Source organism: Pseudomonas anguilliseptica, from assembly GCF_021375795.1.
GTDB classification, from domain to species: domain Bacteria; phylum Pseudomonadota; class Gammaproteobacteria; order Pseudomonadales; family Pseudomonadaceae; genus Aquipseudomonas; species Aquipseudomonas anguilliseptica_A.
On the sequence record NZ_JAEIOI010000001.1, the window covers coordinates 896854 to 912358 of the forward strand.

The window sequence follows — 15505 nt, forward strand, 5'->3', positions numbered from 1 at the left end:
GCTGAGTAGGGCACAGCTATGCTCGGCCTATAACTCGAATAAGGATGCTGTCGATGCGTGCGCTGTCTTGCCTTGTGCTGTTGGCCACCGCCCTGAGTGGCTGTTCGACCCCGGGGGCGTTCTGGGGCGCGACCGAGGGCGAGGTATTCCGCGAGCATGTGCTCAGTGACGAGAACCACGCCCTGGTTTACCTCTACCGCCCGCAGAGCGACTGGGCCGATCAGGAGCTGGAAGCCCCTGCGCTGTTTCTGAATAACGCACGTATTGGCAGCCTGCCGAGCAATGCCTACATGGTGCTGGAGTTCGATATCGCCAGTTACCAGCTGGAAATGCGTCGTCCGCTGTTCGGTACGCACTGGACCTTTTTCGCCGACGGCCCGCTGGATTTCAACCTGATCAGCAGCTTTGCCCTGGATGCCGAGGCCGGCGGTATCTATTACCTGCGTTATGACGAACTCAACCCGCCGCCGGTAAACGAGCAGGCACCGAGCCAGGGCGACGGCCCGCTGCAACTGGTATCCAAGGCGGTGGCGGACGCGGAAATCGGTGCCACCCGGGAAATCCAGCCCTTCGAACGGATTGCCTCCAGTGGCGAAACCGAGCGCATGCAGCGCAGCTTCTGGCGCAAGGTTGGCAAGTCGCTGGACAAGATCGGCATCTAAAACGTAACGGGCCAGCGCAAGGCTGGCCCGTTACTGCGGCTTTCACATGGCCATTGCGGCCATGCATCGATCCTTTTAAATCAGCTCAACCGCTACAGCAGTGGCCTCGCCGCCACCGATGCACAACGAAGCGATGCCACGCTTGCCGCCGGTGTTTTTCAGCGCATTGATCAGGGTCAGGATGATCCGCGAGCCGGTAGAACCGACCGGGTGGCCCTGAGCGCAGGCGCCGCCGTAGACGTTGACCTTGGCGTGATCCAGGCCGTGTTCACGGATCGCCAGCATGGTAACCATGGCAAAGGCTTCGTTGATTTCGAACAGATCAACTTCGGCCTTGTTCCAGCCGGTTTTCTTCAGCAGGTTGCTGATCGAGCCGATCGGCGCAATGGTGAACTCGCTGGGGTCCTGGCTCTGGGTGGCGTGCGCAACGATCTTCGCCAGTGGCTTGAGGCCGCGCTTGGCGGCTTCTTCAGCGGTCATCAGCAACAACGCCGAGGCACCGTCGGAAATCGAGCTGGCGTTGGCCGCGGTGATGCTGCCGTCCTTGCGGAAAGCTGGCTTCAGGCCTGGGATTTTCTCCAGGTTGGCGGTCAGGGGTTGTTCGTCATCCTTAACCACAACGTCGCCCTTGCGGCCGCTGACGGTGACTGGAACGATTTCCGCATCCAGTGCACCGCTGGCGATGGCGCTCTGTGCACGTTTCAGCGACTCGATGGCATAGGCGTCCATTTCTTCGCGGGTGATGCCGTACTGGTCAGCGGTTTCCTGGGCGAAGGAGCCCATCAGGCGGCCAGTACGCGCATCTTCCAGGCCGTCGAGGAACATGTGGTCCTTGATCTCGCCGTGGCCCATGCGCAGGCCCGCACGAGCCTTGGTCATCACGTAGGGCGCGTTGGACATGCTTTCCATGCCGCCAGCGATCATCACGCTGTTGCTGCCGGCTTTGAGCGAATCAAACGCCATCATCACGGCCTTCATGCCCGAGCCGCACAGTTTGTTGATGGTGGTGCAGCCAGTGGCCGACGGCAGGCCGGCGTTCAGCGAGGCCTGGCGCGCCGGGCCCTGTTTGAGGCCAGCCGGCAGCACGCAGCCCATGATCACTTCCTGCACGTCGGCAGGGGCAACGCCCGCGCGTTCGACGGCTGCGCGAATGGCGGCGGCACCCAGGTCAACGGCGGCAATGCTCGACAGGCTGCCTTGAAAACCACCCATCGGCGTACGGGCGCCGCTGACGATGACGATATCGGACATCGGAAAAACTCCTCGTTTTGTAATAGGTCGCAGGCCAAACACATCGAATGCGAGCCGCTGATTCTACTGCGTGACTAAAAATGCCCAAAGAGTCACGCGGAAAATCATTCTTTGGGCTGATTTGAGCAGGGATGGAGGGCTCTAGATTGGCCGCACTGAAAAAAGCCAATAATAGGTACCGCCATGCTGCAGACCCGTCTGATTGCTCCCGCTGACAATGCCCACAATGCACCGCTGCTGATCAAGCGCCTGCTGCTGTCGGGTATTCGTTACGAGAAAACCCGCGAAATCGTCTACCGCGATCAGCTGCGCTACAGCTACGCGACGCTCAATGAGCGCGTGGCGCGCCTGGCCAATGTGCTCACCGAGGCGGGCGTCAAGGCCGGTGACACCGTAGCCGTGATGGACTGGGACAGCCACCGCTACCTGGAGTGCATGTTTGCCATCCCGATGATCGGCGCGGTGCTGCACACCATCAACATCCGCCTATCGGCTGATCAGATTCTCTACACCATGAACCATGCCGACGATAAGTTCGTGCTGGTCAACAGTGAGTTCGTGCCGCTCTATAAAGGTATCGAAAGCCAGCTGACCACCGTGGAGAAGACCATCCTGCTGACCGATGCCGCCGATAAGACCGCCGAGCTGGGTGGCCTGGTTGGCGAGTACGAAAACCTGCTGGCTGCCGCCAGTCCGCGTTATGACTTCCCGGATTTTGACGAAAACTCGGTCGCCACCACCTTCTACACCACCGGCACCACCGGTAACCCCAAGGGCGTGTATTTCAGCCACCGCCAACTGGTGCTGCACACCATGGCCGAAGCCAGTGTGCTGGGCAGCTTGGACAGTATTCGTCTGCTGGGTACCAATGATGTGTATATGCCGATCACCCCGATGTTCCATGTACATGCCTGGGGCATCCCGTATGTCGCCACCATGCTGGGCATCAAGCAGGTCTATCCAGGGCGTTATGAGCCGGACATGCTCTGCCGTCTGATCAAAGAAGAAAAAGTCACCTTCTCCCACTGCGTGCCGACCATTCTGCAGATGGTGATGGCCGCTCCTACCGCGCAGGGCCACGATTTCGGCGGCCTGAAAATGATCATCGGCGGCAGCGCGCTCAATCGCTCGCTGTACGACGCGGCCAAGGCGCGTGGCATCCAGCTCACCGCTGCCTACGGCATGTCGGAAACCTGCCCGCTGATCTCCTGCGCTCACATCAATGAAGAGTTGCTGGCCGGCAGCGAAGATGAGCGCACCACTTACCGCATCAAGGCTGGCGTGCCAGTGCCGCTGGTGGAGGCGGCGATCATGTCCGCCGATGGCACCCTGTTACCGGCTGATGGCGAAAGCCAGGGCGAGCTGGTGCTGCGTGCGCCGTGGCTGACCCAAGGCTACTTCCGCGAGCCCGAGAAGGGCGCTGAGCTGTGGGAACACGGCTGGCTGCACACCGGCGACGTGGCGACCATCGACGACTTCGGCTTTATCGATATCCGCGACCGTATCAAGGATGTGATCAAGACCGGTGGCGAGTGGATTTCCTCCCTGGAGCTGGAAGACCTGATCAGCCGCCACCCCGCCGTGCGTGAGGTTGCAGTGGTCGGTGTGGTCGATCCGCAGTGGGGCGAGCGCCCATTTGCCCTGTTGGTACTGCGCGAAGGCCAGAGCCTGGATGCCAAAGGCCTCAAGGAACACCTCAAGCCGTTTGTCGACCAGGGCAGCATCAATAAATGGGCGATACCGTCGCAGATTGCTCTTGTTACCGAAGTTCCCAAGACCAGCGTCGGCAAGCTGGATAAGAAACGCATTCGTCTGGATATCGTCCAGTGGCAAGCCGCCGGCAGTCCATTTCTTTCCACGCTGTAAGGTTTTTTGTAACGGGCGCAGCAGCAGGTTGCGCCTGTTACACGGCACACATTCAGTGCCGCGCAGGCCAGGCAGATCAAGGCCTTCAGGTGTCTGTAGGGCGATGAGCAAGTGGCTCGGGGCAGGTCAGCTCGGCTGTTCAGATAACGGCAAATCAGGTCGTTTTGAGTGACTGCTCGGTCAAACAAGCGTTTGGCTTGCTAATTGCTCATTCCAAGCCATTCTTGGCTCTGCCGGTCGTGCTCAACACGCCGAAACCTGCGAGCCAGAGTGCCTGGGGGCTGCAAATCACACTTTCGAGGGATCAAGCAGAAGTACCCGCTGGCTATAGTCCGCACCATCCATAACAAAAAACACATGGAGTAGCGTCGATGACAAAAACAAAACAAACCTGGCGCCTGGCAAAACTGCCACTGGCCGTCAGCCTCGCATCCACCCTCGCCGCACCTGCATTCGGCGTTACTTTCAATATCGGTGAGATCGAAGGCCAATTCGACTCGTCTCTGTCGGTTGGTGCCAGTTGGTCGGTGCGTGGCTCCGATCCAGATCTGATTGGTTTCAATAACGGCGGTCGTGGTCTTTCGCAGACATCCGACGACAGCAAAATGAATTTTAAGAAAGGTGAAACCTTTTCGAAAATCTTCAAGGGTACCCACGACCTTGAGTTGAAGTACGGCGATACTGGTGTATTTGTTCGTGGTAAGTACTGGTATGACTTTGAGCTGAAGGACGAGAGTCGTCTGTTCAAGGATATTAGTGATAGCAATCGTAAAGAAGGTGCACAGTCTTCTGGTGCGCAAATTCTCGATGCCTTTGTTTATCATAATTATTCGATCGGTGATCAGCCAGGTTCTGTTCGTCTTGGCAAGCAAGTGGTTAGCTGGGGTGAAAGTACTTTTATCCAGAACAGCATAAACGCAATTAACCCAGTGGACGCTGCTGCATTCCGTCGTCCGGGTGCTGAAATCAAAGAAGGTTTGATTCCGGTTAATATGTTTTATATTGCCCAGAGTTTGACTGAAAACCTTTCGATGGAAGCGTTTTATCAGCTGGAATGGGATCAGACAGTCGTAGATAACTGCGGTACTTTCTTTGCCCAACCAGATATTGTTGCAGATGGCTGCGATAGTAACTTAGCAGTGCTGCGTACTCGTGAGGCCGTGCAGGCTCTTACTGGTAATGCCGGTGCTCCATTTCTAGAGGCGCGTGGTGTTGAGTTCTCTAGCGAAGGTGTTGTTGTTCCTCGAGGCGCCGACCGCGATGCTCGAGATAGTGGCCAGTTTGGCCTCGCGTTCCGCTACTTGTTCGAGCCACTTGACACAGAGCTTGGCTTTTATGCAATGAACTACCACAGTCGTACTCCTATGTTTAGTGCGACAGGTGCTGATGCTCGGTTTTATAACGCAGCAACAATGGGGCCGTTCGGAGCGTTGACACCTTTGCGCGTAGCCGGTAACTCTAGTTATTTCATGGAGTATCCTGAAGATATCCAGTTATATGGTATGAGTTTTGCGACTACCCTACCTACTGGAACTTCATGGGCCGGCGAGCTTAGCTATCGTCCTAACGCACCCCTTCAGCTGAACTCTACAGATGTGCTCTATGCAGGACTTCGTCCTTTAGCTGATAGTCGATTCAACCCTGGTTTTGCGGGGTTCTTAGCCGGTGGCGTTGGTAACGTATCTCTTCTGAATGGCTCGCCTGGCGAAGATCTTCATGGTTATCGTCGAAAAGAAATTACTCAGTTCCAAACTACTTTCACCCATTTCTTTGATCAAGTGATGGGGGCTAGCCGTCTTACCTTAGTTGGTGAGATTGGTATCGCTCATGTAGGTGGTTTGGAAGATACCAGTGATGTTCGTTATGGTCGTGATCCTATTTATGGACCTGGGCCGCTTCCTGGGAATTACGCCATTGCTGGTGTAGGTGTGTTTGATGCATGTACTGGTCTTAACGTTGCTACCTTGGGGAATAACACTAAGGCTAAGAATGCTAGTAAGTATTGTGAAGATGACGGTTTTGTCACCTCTACTTCCTGGGGTTATCGCGCTCGTGCTATCTGGGACTATCCAGATGTATTCGCGGGTGTGAACCTGCGTCCAAGCGTTACATGGTCGCATGACGTAGACGGCTACGGCCCGAACGGTCTGTTCACTGAAGGTGCCAAGGCTGTCAGCCTGGGCCTGGATGCCGACTATCAGAACACCTACACCGCCAGCCTGGCTTATACCGATTTCTTCGGTGGCAAATACAACACTCTTGTTGACCGCGACTTCGTTGCGCTCAGCTTTGGCGTGAACTTCTAAGTAAGCGGACGAGATTTTGAGGACGACTATGACTATGAAAACAACAAAAAGTCTGCTGCAAACCGGTGCGCTGACACTCTCGCTGCTGGCTAGCGGTGTGATGGCAGCGGTATCGCCGGATGAGGCTGCCAAACTGGGAACCACTTTGACGCCGCTGGGCGCAGAGATGGCGGGTAATGCTGACGGTTCGATTCCGGCCTGGACGGGCGGTCTGCCGGCCAATGCGGGTACTGTGGATGGCGCAGGTTTCCTTTCGGATCCGTTCCCGAGTGAGCAACCGCTGTTCACCATCACTGCCCAGAACGTGGATCAGTACAAAGACAAGCTGACCCCTGGCCAGCTGGCGATGTTCAAGCGTTATCCGGAAAGCTACAAAATGCCGGTATTCGCGACTCATCGTTCGGCCAGCGTGCCAGACTTCATCATCGCGGCTACCAAGAACAACGCCACCAACACCAAGCTGGTCGAGGGCGGTAACGGTCTGGAAAACTTCGAGCAGGCTAACCCCTTCCCGATTCCAAAAGACGGTCTGGAAGCCATCTGGAACCACATCACCCGCTACCGTGGTGGCAGCGTGAAGCGTCTGGTAACCCAGGCTACTCCGCAGCCGAATGGCTCTTACAGCCTGGTTTACTTCCAGGATGAGTTCACCTTCCGTGGTGCACTGAAAGATGCCGATACCAGCAAGCCAAGCAACGTACTGTTCTACTTCAAACAGCGCGTAACCGCTCCTTCGCGTCTGGCAGGTAACGTACTGCTGGTACACGAAACCCTCAACCAGGTGAAAGAGCCGCGTCTGGCATGGCTGTATAACGCCGGTCAGCGTCGTGTGCGTCGTGCTCCGCAGGTTTCCTATGACGGTCCAGGTACCGCCGCTGACGGCCTGCGTACTTCCGACAACTTCGACATGTACAACGGTGCTCCTGACCGTTACGACTGGAAGCTGGAAGGTAAGAAGGAAATTTACATCCCTTACAACAGCTACCGTCTGGACTCGCCGAAGCTGAAGTATGATCAGATCATCAAGGCTGGCCACATCAACCAGGATCTGACTCGTTACGAGTTGCACCGCGTATGGCATGTGACCGCAACCCTGAAATCGGGCGAGCGTCATATCTATGCCAAGCGTGACTTCTACCTCGACGAGGACACCTGGCAAGCAGCTGCCATCGACCACTACGACGGTCGCGGTACCCTGTGGCGTGTGGCTGAAGCCCATGCTCAGTACTACTACGACAAGAAAGTGCCGTGGTACAGCGTAGAGACCCTGTATGACCTGCTGTCTGGTCGTTACCTGGCTCTGGGTATGAAGAACGAAGAGAAGAGCGCTTACGAGTTCGACTACCCGGCCAAGGAAAGCGATTACACCCCAGCGGCCCTGCGCCAGGCTGGCGTGCGCTAAACCTGAGTCATGCTGCATAAAGAACCGGCCCTTGTGGCCGGTTTTTTTATGCGCAGGCTTTTAGCGCGGTGGTTGGTCGTTGTCGCGTTTGCGACTTTGCCGATATGAAACCGCTAACCGTCAGTTTGTCTGGCTCGCGCCAGCACTATGCGGCAGATGGATAAGCAATCATTGCAGTTTGCTACCTGATGGCGGCAGGGGCTTCAAATGCGTGAGTCAAGGCGCTAGGCTGCGGGGCATTGGTAGTGCCTCTGCCTGACTACTACAAGAAACCGGCTGATGACTGATCTGTCCCGCATTCCTGGCTTGGTAGCCGCGCCCAACATACTGGGTGGGCACTTCTATCGGCCGCCGTTACCTGCCAGCTATGTGCCGCGTCCGCGTTTGTGTGAGCGTTTACTCGGTGGTTTGGCAGGGCGCTTGTTGCTGGTCAGCGCGCCGGCCGGGTTTGGCAAGAGTTCACTGGCTATCGAGTTCTGCGAGCACCTGCCGGAGCAGTGGCAAAGCCTGTGGTTGGGCCTTAGTCCGCGTGACAGTGATCCGGGGCGGTTTCTTGAGCGCTTGCTCAGCGGGCTGCAGCAGTTCTTCCCGGGCGTTGGCCAGGAGGCGCTTGGCCTGTTGCGCCTGCGTCAACGGCACCAGCCGTTTGCCTTTGAGGAGTGGCTTGATGGCCTGCTCGATGAGCTGGCTGTGCGCCTTGATCCGCAGCAGCCCTTGTTGCTGGTACTGGATGACTATCACCTGGCGCAGGGCGCGGTGCTGGATCGTTGTCTGCAGTTCTTTCTCAACCATCTGCCGCCGGGCCTGCTGATTCTGGTGACCAGTCGTCAGCGTCCGGACTGGCACCTGGCGCGTTTGCGCTTGTCGCGTCAGTTGCTGGAGTTGCACGAGCAGGACCTGCGCCTGACCGATGCTGAAAGCACTGCGTTGCTCCGCTTGCAGGGTGCCGAGCTGTCGGCAGATGCGCTGGCCGCGCTGTTGCAACGCAGTGAGGGCTGGGTCGCGGGGCTGCGCTTGTGGTCGCTGGCCGTCAGTGAGGCGCAGGAGTCAGCGGCGTTACCGGCGTTGGTGCAGGGTGGTGACGGGCTGATTCATGATTACCTGCTGGAAGAGGTGATCGAACGCCAGCCGGCTGATGTGCAGGCTTTTCTCTATGAGACGGCCAGCCAGGAGCGCTTCTGCGCTGAGCTGTGCGATGCCCTGCGTGATGCCCATGACAGCGCGGCGATTCTCCGTCACCTGCAGGCGCATCAGGTATTTCTGGTGCCGCTGGATGAGCAGGGCAAATGGTTTCGCTATCACCACCTGTTTTCCGATTTGCTGCGCAGTCGGCCTCAGCCAACCCCAGGCCTGCATTTGCGTGCGTGTCGCTGGTTCAGCGTCGAGGGCCTGCTGGATGAAGCCATCGAGCAGGCGTTGCGCGCGGGTCAGCCGGACGTAGCGGCGAATCTGGTGCAGAACCTCTCCGAAGAACAATTGCTGGCCGAGCAGAATGTCGCCACTTTGCTGCGCTGGAAGATGGACTTGCCGGACAGCCTGCTGACCAGTACGCCACGTCTGATTCTGCTCTACGGCTGGGCGTTGGCGCTGGCCTGTCAGCTGGATGCCGCCGAAGAACTGCTGGCTGAACTGGGGCGCTTTCTGCCGGCCCGCGAGCACAGTGAGCAGGAAGGTCTGCTGGCCCAGTGGCTGGCCCTGAGTGGCGTGATTGCTCGCGGTCGTGGTGACAGCAGCAAGGCTCAGGCCTATTGCAGTGAAGCGCTGAGTTGCTTGCCGCTGGATCGCTACGGGCAGCGCCTGATGTGCCTGTCCAGTCTGGCCAACCTGGCGATCGTGCACGGTGATCTGTGGCGGGCGCGTGGGCTTAATCGCGAAGCGTTGGAGCTGGCACAGCGGGTCGGTAACCCGCTGTTTGAGGCTCTGGCCCACTACGACCGCGCACGGGTGTTGCAAGCCCGTGGTGAGGTTCTGCGGGCGCTGGATGAGGTGCGCCAGGGCCTGCAGCGTTTGAGCAGTCTACCTGCCCAGCGGCAGTACGCTGCACGCGGACGACTAACCCTCTACGAAGGCTATCTGCTGAGCCTGCGCCTGCAATCACAACAGGCACGTCAGCGCCTGCTGGCCGGAATTGCCGAAGCGCGGGGTTGCCGCGATATCAGTGTGCTGATCGGTTATTGCGTGCTCGCCAGTTTGGAAGGGCGCAACGGTAACCTGCCAGAAGCTTTTGCCCAGTTGGCCGAGGCCGAGCGGTTGATGCATATCTGGGACATTCCGCCGATCTACTACCTGGCGATGATCACCCTTACCAAATGCGAGCTGTGGTTGCGTCAGGGGCAGACCGAGCTAGCCGGTGTCTGGCTGAGTCGTTTGCTGGATGCCTATGGCGGTGAACAGGCGGCTGCCGCGCCGGAGTTTCATCCACAGCTGCCGTTGCATGTGCTGCTGCACCTGGCCACTTACGAGCGTTTGCAGGGCGAGGATGAACAGGCCGAGCGACGTTTGCGCGGCTTGAGTCAGCTGGCGCAGAACGCTGGTGGACAGTTGCTTGGTGCGATTGCACAGATGCAACTGACGGAGCTGCTGCGTGACGTCGGGCGCGAACGCGAGGCCCAGCAGCAGTTGCGCAGTGCCCTGCAAGCGGCGGCCGGTGGTGGCTTGCTGCCGTTCCATGGCTTGCTCACGCGACAGCCCGAATGGCTACGTGAGCAGTTGCTGGGGCAGGAGGCCGGTCCGCTGATCGAGGCCCTGCAACAGCATTTGCCGCAGGCACAGCCGCTGGTCAGTCAGGATGATTATGCCGCTGTGGTCGATGCACTCAGCTCGCGGGAATTGGCTGTGTTGCAACTGATCGCCCAGGGCTGTTCCAACCAGGAGATCAGCGACAGCCTGTTTATCTCCCTGCACACGGTCAAGACTCACGCCCGCCATATCAACAGCAAGCTTGGGGTGGAGCGGCGCACCCAGGCCGTGGCGAGGGCCAAGAGCCTCGGCCTACTGCGCTGATTCCGCCGGCACTGACAGATCCAGACTGCGTGCCGGCGCTTTGCGTGGTTGCGCCGCTGCTGCGGCCAGTTTGGCCTGTACATCCTGCTGGATGCTCAGCAGCACCGGCTGCAGTTCGCGCATGTTCTGCTGCACCTCGGCATAAGCGTGCTGCTGCGCCAGTTGTTCGACGCGTTGCAGCAGGGTTTCACGCACCTCACCGCTCAAATGGATAAACAGCTCGGGCAGCTGCTTGCTCAGTTCGGCGCTATAGAGCACCAGTTCTTCACGGCCAAACTGTTTGGTCAGGCCCAGATAGTCCAGGGCGCTGGAGGTAAGCATGGCCGCGGCTGCCTTGGTTTCATGCAGGCCTTGCAGGCGCACCGGGTTACTTTGCTCGCTTTCCGAGAGGGTCATCCAGAATTCGGTGGTCAGGGTAAACAGCACGGCTTGCTGGCGCAGTGAATAACTCATCAGGCCCAATGCTTCGGCGGCATAGGGCTGTTGCACGGCGCGGAAATCAAAATACAGGCGCATCAACTCCTTGAGGCGGAATAACGCTTCGCGGGCTTCGTTCTGTCGCAGTTCCAGCGGGGCGTAGATGTTCAGCTGCGGGCGAAAATTCTCTTCGCTGACCATGCGCTGATAGATCGGCCCGGTGAACTCGCCACTGCGCCGGGGCAGGGCGTTGAGCTGAGTGTTGTCGACCTTGTTCAGCGCTTCCAGCAGTTGCTGGTAGTCGGCGCTGTTCCAGGGCTTGTGGATATCCGGAATCTTCTGCCCGAGGTAGAACAGTTCGGTGGCCTGCACGGGCGCAAGCAGAACCAGCAAAAGGATGGCCAGCGGTAGGGTACGGCGTGATGGTAGCGTGTGCGGCACAAGAACAATCCTGCGGAGTAGGCGTGGCCCAGCGTAACCAGCTTGGCGGCTCGCGTCACCCGCGCCTTGGTTGGGAAGTGTGCGATGCAGCAGGCGTTGGCAGAACTGGGTGCCGTTCGCGCGGTATTTGAAGACCTTGGCGGTTACGGCGCGGTGGCCCAGCAGCAAGAGCAGGATGGCGACGGGCCACTGATCGGCCACCTGCAGCGCACCAATATCCAGCTGGCGGCAATTCCGGTATTTGCCCGCAAGGGCCTGGCAGACACCACGGTCAATGACCTGCTGGCGGCGGCCAATGTGTCTCGGCGCACCTTCTACAAATACTTCGAGAACAAGATGCAGGTGCTCGAAGGCATCTACCAGACGGCGGTATCCCTGCTGCTGTCGCGCTTCAGTGAAATGCAGAGCATTGCCGGCAGCCCACAGGCCTGGTTAGAGGGCATGGTCGGGCGTTACTTCGACTATCACCTGGCGGTCGGGCCGATTATCCGCCTGATGCAGGAAGAAGCCCTGCGCGCCGATTCACCGCTGGCCGCACATCGGCAGCGTGCGCACACGGAGATGGCGCGGTTGCTGGCCGAGCGCCTGCATGGCGCGACCCGCGCGGCGGACCCACTGACCTACCGTGCACTGATCTGGGCCATGGAAGCGGCCTCGCTGGAGCTGCTTGGCCGCGCTGCCAAACGCGAAGAAATCGAACAGGCCAAGCGTGTGCTCAGTGAGCTGCTGATCGCCTCGCTGTGTCCTGCGTCCGGCTCAACCTAGGTTAGGCGTCAGCTCTAGGCGTACATGCTCTGATAGCCCGGATGTGTCTTTCTCATAACAACAATCTAGAGGTGCCTGCATGTCTGCTTCCAGTCTCTCGCTGACGCCACCGCTGGCGGCCGGTTTTGCCCGCCTGGGCTTCGGTGCCCTGCCGCTGGAACGTCTCAAAACGCGCTATGGCAATGCCGCCAACGGCTCGCGCTATATCGAACTCGACGGCTTCAACCTGCACTACCGCGACGAGGGCAGCCGCGACAAACCAGTGCTGGTCCTGATCCACGGCGTAGTCGCCTCGCTGCACACCTGGGATGACTGGCTACCAGCCTTTGCCGCTGATTACCGGGTGATTCGTTTCGATGTGCCGGGCTTCGGCCTCACCGGCCCGGCCCGTGATGGCGTGTATTCCGCCGAGCGGATGATCAAGGTATTCGGTCTGTTGCTCGACTACCTCGGCGTGAATAAAGCCTCGATTGTTGGCAATTCCCTGGGCGGCTATATCGCCTGGAACTTTGCCCTGGCACAGCCACAACGTGTGGAGAAGCTGGTGCTGATCGACCCGGCCGGTTATCACATGCACAAGGTGCCGTGGATGATTGCCGCCGCTGCTTTACCCGGTGCCACCGTGGCCATGCCGCTGTGGATGCCACGCGCGTTGATCGCCCAGGGCATCAAGGAAGTCTACGGCGAGCCGGCGCGGATCAAGCCGGGTGTGGTGGACCGTTACAACGATCTGACGCGTCGGCCGGGTAATCGTCGGGCGATGATGGATATCTTCCGCGTGCTGCTCAAGGTCAACAAGGAAGAGCTGCACACCACGCCAGCGCGGGTGGCGCAGATTCAGGCACCGACGCTGCTGCTGTGGGGCGAACGTGACCGCTGGATTTCGCCCAAGCATGTGCCGCTTTGGCAGCGCGACCTGCCGGGGATTCAGGTGAAAACCTATCCGGGTGTTGGGCACATTCCGATGGAAGAAATCCCGCAGCAAAGCGCGGCCGATACCCTGCGTTTTCTTCAGGGCTGATCGAACAGAAGTCGATTGCGGTGGCAACAGCTGCCGCAGTCGGTGAGCAACAGAGGAATAAAAAAGGGAGCCATCTGGCTCCCTTGTTGTTTGGCTGCAGCGCCCGCCTCAGGCCGCCTGGCTTTGTACAGGCAGATCGAACTCCGTACGGGTCTGGTAGAGCAACTCCAGGTTGTTGTGCTCCCAGGGGTGGAAGTTGGGCTTGAAGAAGTCGCGATAAGTGCTGATCAGCGGACGGAACACGCCTTCCTTGCCCCACATCCACTGAATGCCGTCGCGCCATACGCGCCAGTTCCACAGCAGGCCGTCCTGCTTCAGCATATGCGCCAGGCCGCGGGTGGTGTCGAGTACGAAGAAGAAGGTGCCCATCATCATGGCCCTGCGCAGCAGTTTGCGGCTGCCGCAGACCTGGTTGTACACGTCGAAGGCCACCGCCTTGTGCTCGGTTTCCTCCAGCGCGTGCCAGCGCCACAGCCGCACCATGGTGGGGTGTGCGCCCTCCAGATGTTTCGGGTCCTTGAGCAGGCCATCGGCCATGATCGCGGTGATGTGTTCCAGCGCGGCGGTGGCCGCCAGTTGCCTTTGCGGCGAGAACTTCTTCTGGGTGTAGCGAATCCGTGCCTGGGCGCGTTTTTCGATACGGGTGATGTTGTAACCCAGGTCTCGCAGACGATTGCTGTACTCCAGGTGCTCGCGGCTGTGGTGGCCTTCCTGACCGATAAAACCACGGATCTGCTCTTTCAGCACCGGGTCATCAATCTGGTCGCGGAAGTGCCGCACCGAGTCGATAAAGAAGCGCTCGCCATCGGGGAACAGCACCGACATGGCATCAAACAAATGGGTCTTGAAGGCATCGCCGCTGTGCCAGTGGCGGGGCAGCGGATTGGGAAAATCGAAATCCATATGCCGTGGACGAATCTGCAAACCTTCCGGGGTAGTGCTAACCATGCTGACTCCCTGAGTCTGTGACTGAAGCGTGGTCTCACTATGGATTCACCAGGCGGCTCGGCAAAGGTTCACAACAGCCAATGTTTCGGTCATATATGGCCAATTTTGCACGAGTGTACCAAGCGCTGTGAGGCTTTCTGAGCACCATCGGCATGCTCTATTGCCCAGGCTAGAGCCATGCCTCAGCGAAAATCAGCTCCTGTGACGGCCGCGCCCTGCATGCGCCCAACCTTCGGTTGTGGTGATTGCCTGAACAAGCCCCGAGTATGGAGCGGGCCATGCAGCGACTGCACAGACTGAATAAGGCGATGGCTGTGCCGCAGGGCGGCCCTTGTCGGTTTTTGTCGAACAGGGTTATCGTCGCTGTCGGTGGTCATATCTGGCCAGATAATAAGAAAACCATGAAGCCATCACTGAATTTCTCTGCCGAACTGGTTCCTGTTGCCTACGCCGCTGCCTTGCTCGACCTGGTCGAGGAACTTGGCGTACCGCGTGCGCAGCTGTTTGCCGAGGCGCGGGTGCGCCCCGAAGTGCTGGGCAATCCGCAGGGGCGTTTGTCCTTTATCGATTTCACCCAGCTCACCAGTAGCGCTCTGCGCCTGTGTGACGAGCCGGCGCTGGGCCTGCTGCTCGGGCAGCGGCTGAATGTCTCGACTCACGGCATCCTCGGTTATGCGGTGCTGTCCAGCGCCAACCTGGGCAAGGCCATGCAGTTCGCCCTCAAGTATTACCGTGTACTGGGCCTGACCTATGAACTGGAAATGGTCGAACTGGGTGCGCGCATCGAGTTGCGCGCCAGCGAGTCGATGCCGCTGGGGCCGCTCAGTCGTTTTGCAGCCGAGGGTTTGCTGACCAGCCTCTACACCATCGCGCGCTTTCTGGTGGGCGAGCGCTTGCAAGAGGTGGAGGTGGGCTTTGCCCATGCCGCACCGCACTACGCCGAACGCTACGAGCGTCTGTTTGGTGTACCGGTGGCGTTTGAGCAGCCTTACCACCGCCTGAGCATGCCGATCAGCTATCTGGACCGGCCCATGGCCCTGGCTAACCCGGCCACGGTGCAGATGTGCGAGCAACAATGCGAAGCGCTGTTGGCCAGCCTGGATGTACAGGATGGTCTGCTGACCCGCGTGCGTCGCTTACTGCTGGCGCGGCCCGGTGACTTCCCCGACCTGGCCAGCGCCGCCGATGCCTTGCACACCAGTGGTCGCAGCCTGCGCCGGCACCTGTCGAGCATGGGCACCAGCTACCAGCAAGTGCTTGATGAAGTACGCAAGAGCCTGGCCTTGCAATACCTCACCACCACCCACTTGCCGCTCTACGAAATCGCTTATCTGCTGGGCTTCAGCGACCCGTCGAATTTTCGCCGTGCGTTCAAGAAATGGACGGGTAAACTGCCCAGCGATTACCGCGCTGAGGAATAACC

The 15505-nt window shown here is 59.0% G+C and carries 11 protein-coding genes; 8 read left to right on the plus strand and 3 right to left on the minus strand.

All coding sequences use genetic code 11. The features are described from left to right. The first annotated feature begins 53 nt into the window (after positions 1 to 53). Positions 54 to 662: a DUF2846 domain-containing protein gene (locus IOD17_RS04135; RefSeq protein ID WP_233683819.1), complete on the plus strand. Its 609-nt coding sequence runs from the start codon at positions 54 to 56 to the stop codon at positions 660 to 662. Between the two features lie 75 nt (positions 663 to 737). On the opposite strand, the gene IOD17_RS04140 is transcribed toward IOD17_RS04135, so the two are convergent. Further along, entirely contained in the window at positions 738 to 1913 is a 1176-nt protein-coding gene (locus IOD17_RS04140; protein WP_233683820.1) for a thiolase family protein, read from the minus strand. A gap of 183 nt (positions 1914 to 2096) precedes the next feature. Here IOD17_RS04140 and IOD17_RS04145 point away from each other — a divergent pair, with 183 nt between their 5' ends. The 4 genes from IOD17_RS04145 (at position 2097) to IOD17_RS04160 (ending at position 10490) form a co-directional block, all read left to right on the plus strand. Then, the gene (locus tag IOD17_RS04145) at positions 2097 to 3779 is read left to right on the plus strand and encodes a fatty acid--CoA ligase (RefSeq protein WP_233683821.1); all 1683 of its coding nucleotides are present in this window, start codon (positions 2097 to 2099) and stop codon (positions 3777 to 3779) included. A gap of 371 nt (positions 3780 to 4150) precedes the next feature. Next, the gene (locus IOD17_RS04150) at positions 4151 to 6085 is read left to right on the plus strand and encodes a DUF1302 domain-containing protein (RefSeq protein WP_233683822.1); all 1935 of its coding nucleotides are present in this window, start codon (positions 4151 to 4153) and stop codon (positions 6083 to 6085) included. A gap of 34 nt (positions 6086 to 6119) precedes the next feature. Beyond that, positions 6120 to 7487, plus strand: a complete 1368-nt coding sequence (locus IOD17_RS04155; RefSeq protein ID WP_233683823.1) for a DUF1329 domain-containing protein — start codon at positions 6120 to 6122, stop codon at positions 7485 to 7487. Between the two features lie 279 nt (positions 7488 to 7766). Further along, positions 7767 to 10490, plus strand: a complete 2724-nt coding sequence (locus IOD17_RS04160) for a LuxR C-terminal-related transcriptional regulator (RefSeq protein ID WP_233683824.1) — start codon at positions 7767 to 7769, stop codon at positions 10488 to 10490. On the opposite strand, the gene IOD17_RS04165 is transcribed toward IOD17_RS04160, so the two are convergent. Continuing rightward, complete coding sequence (locus IOD17_RS04165; RefSeq protein ID WP_233683825.1) at positions 10479 to 11348, minus strand: hypothetical protein; 870 nt, start codon at positions 11346 to 11348, stop codon at positions 10479 to 10481. The genes IOD17_RS04160 and IOD17_RS04165 overlap by 12 nt on opposite strands. Before the next feature lie 84 nt (positions 11349 to 11432). On the opposite strand from IOD17_RS04165, the gene IOD17_RS04170 reads away from it, so the two are divergent. Both IOD17_RS04170 and IOD17_RS04175 read left to right on the plus strand, forming a co-directional pair. Next, positions 11433 to 12113 carry a TetR/AcrR family transcriptional regulator gene (locus tag IOD17_RS04170; protein ID WP_090382661.1) on the plus strand — a complete coding sequence of 227 codons (681 nt, stop codon included), beginning with the start codon at positions 11433 to 11435 and terminating at the stop codon, positions 12111 to 12113. Between the two features lie 79 nt (positions 12114 to 12192). Next, entirely contained in the window at positions 12193 to 13134 is a 942-nt protein-coding gene (locus IOD17_RS04175) for an alpha/beta fold hydrolase (RefSeq protein WP_233683826.1), read from the plus strand. Between the two features lie 108 nt (positions 13135 to 13242). Here the strand turns inward: IOD17_RS04175 and IOD17_RS04180 are convergent, their stop codons facing one another. Further along, on the minus strand, positions 13243 to 14082 hold the full coding sequence (locus IOD17_RS04180; protein ID WP_233683827.1) for a metal-dependent hydrolase: 840 nt from the start codon (positions 14080 to 14082) through the stop codon (positions 13243 to 13245). A 401-nt stretch (positions 14083 to 14483) separates the two neighbouring features. Here IOD17_RS04180 and IOD17_RS04185 point away from each other — a divergent pair, with 401 nt between their 5' ends. Continuing rightward, the gene (locus IOD17_RS04185; protein ID WP_233683828.1) at positions 14484 to 15503 is read left to right on the plus strand and encodes an AraC family transcriptional regulator; all 1020 of its coding nucleotides are present in this window, start codon (positions 14484 to 14486) and stop codon (positions 15501 to 15503) included. The last annotated feature ends 2 nt before the right edge of the window (positions 15504 to 15505 follow it).

Coding starts and splice junctions, on each gene's coding strand:
- IOD17_RS04135 (WP_233683819.1), top strand. CDS start 54: ATGCGTGCGCTGTCTTGCCTTGTGCTGTTGGCCACCGCCCTGAGTGGC.
- IOD17_RS04140 (WP_233683820.1), bottom strand. CDS start 1,913: ATGTCCGATATCGTCATCGTCAGCGGCGCCCGTACGCCGATGGGTGGT.
- IOD17_RS04145 (WP_233683821.1), top strand. CDS start 2,097: ATGCTGCAGACCCGTCTGATTGCTCCCGCTGACAATGCCCACAATGCA.
- IOD17_RS04150 (WP_233683822.1), top strand. CDS start 4,151: ATGACAAAAACAAAACAAACCTGGCGCCTGGCAAAACTGCCACTGGCC.
- IOD17_RS04155 (WP_233683823.1), top strand. CDS start 6,120: ATGAAAACAACAAAAAGTCTGCTGCAAACCGGTGCGCTGACACTCTCG.
- IOD17_RS04160 (WP_233683824.1), top strand. CDS start 7,767: ATGACTGATCTGTCCCGCATTCCTGGCTTGGTAGCCGCGCCCAACATA.
- IOD17_RS04170 (WP_090382661.1), top strand. CDS start 11,433: ATGCAGCAGGCGTTGGCAGAACTGGGTGCCGTTCGCGCGGTATTTGAA.
- IOD17_RS04175 (WP_233683826.1), top strand. CDS start 12,193: ATGTCTGCTTCCAGTCTCTCGCTGACGCCACCGCTGGCGGCCGGTTTT.
- IOD17_RS04180 (WP_233683827.1), bottom strand. CDS start 14,082: ATGGTTAGCACTACCCCGGAAGGTTTGCAGATTCGTCCACGGCATATG.
- IOD17_RS04185 (WP_233683828.1), top strand. CDS start 14,484: ATGAAGCCATCACTGAATTTCTCTGCCGAACTGGTTCCTGTTGCCTAC.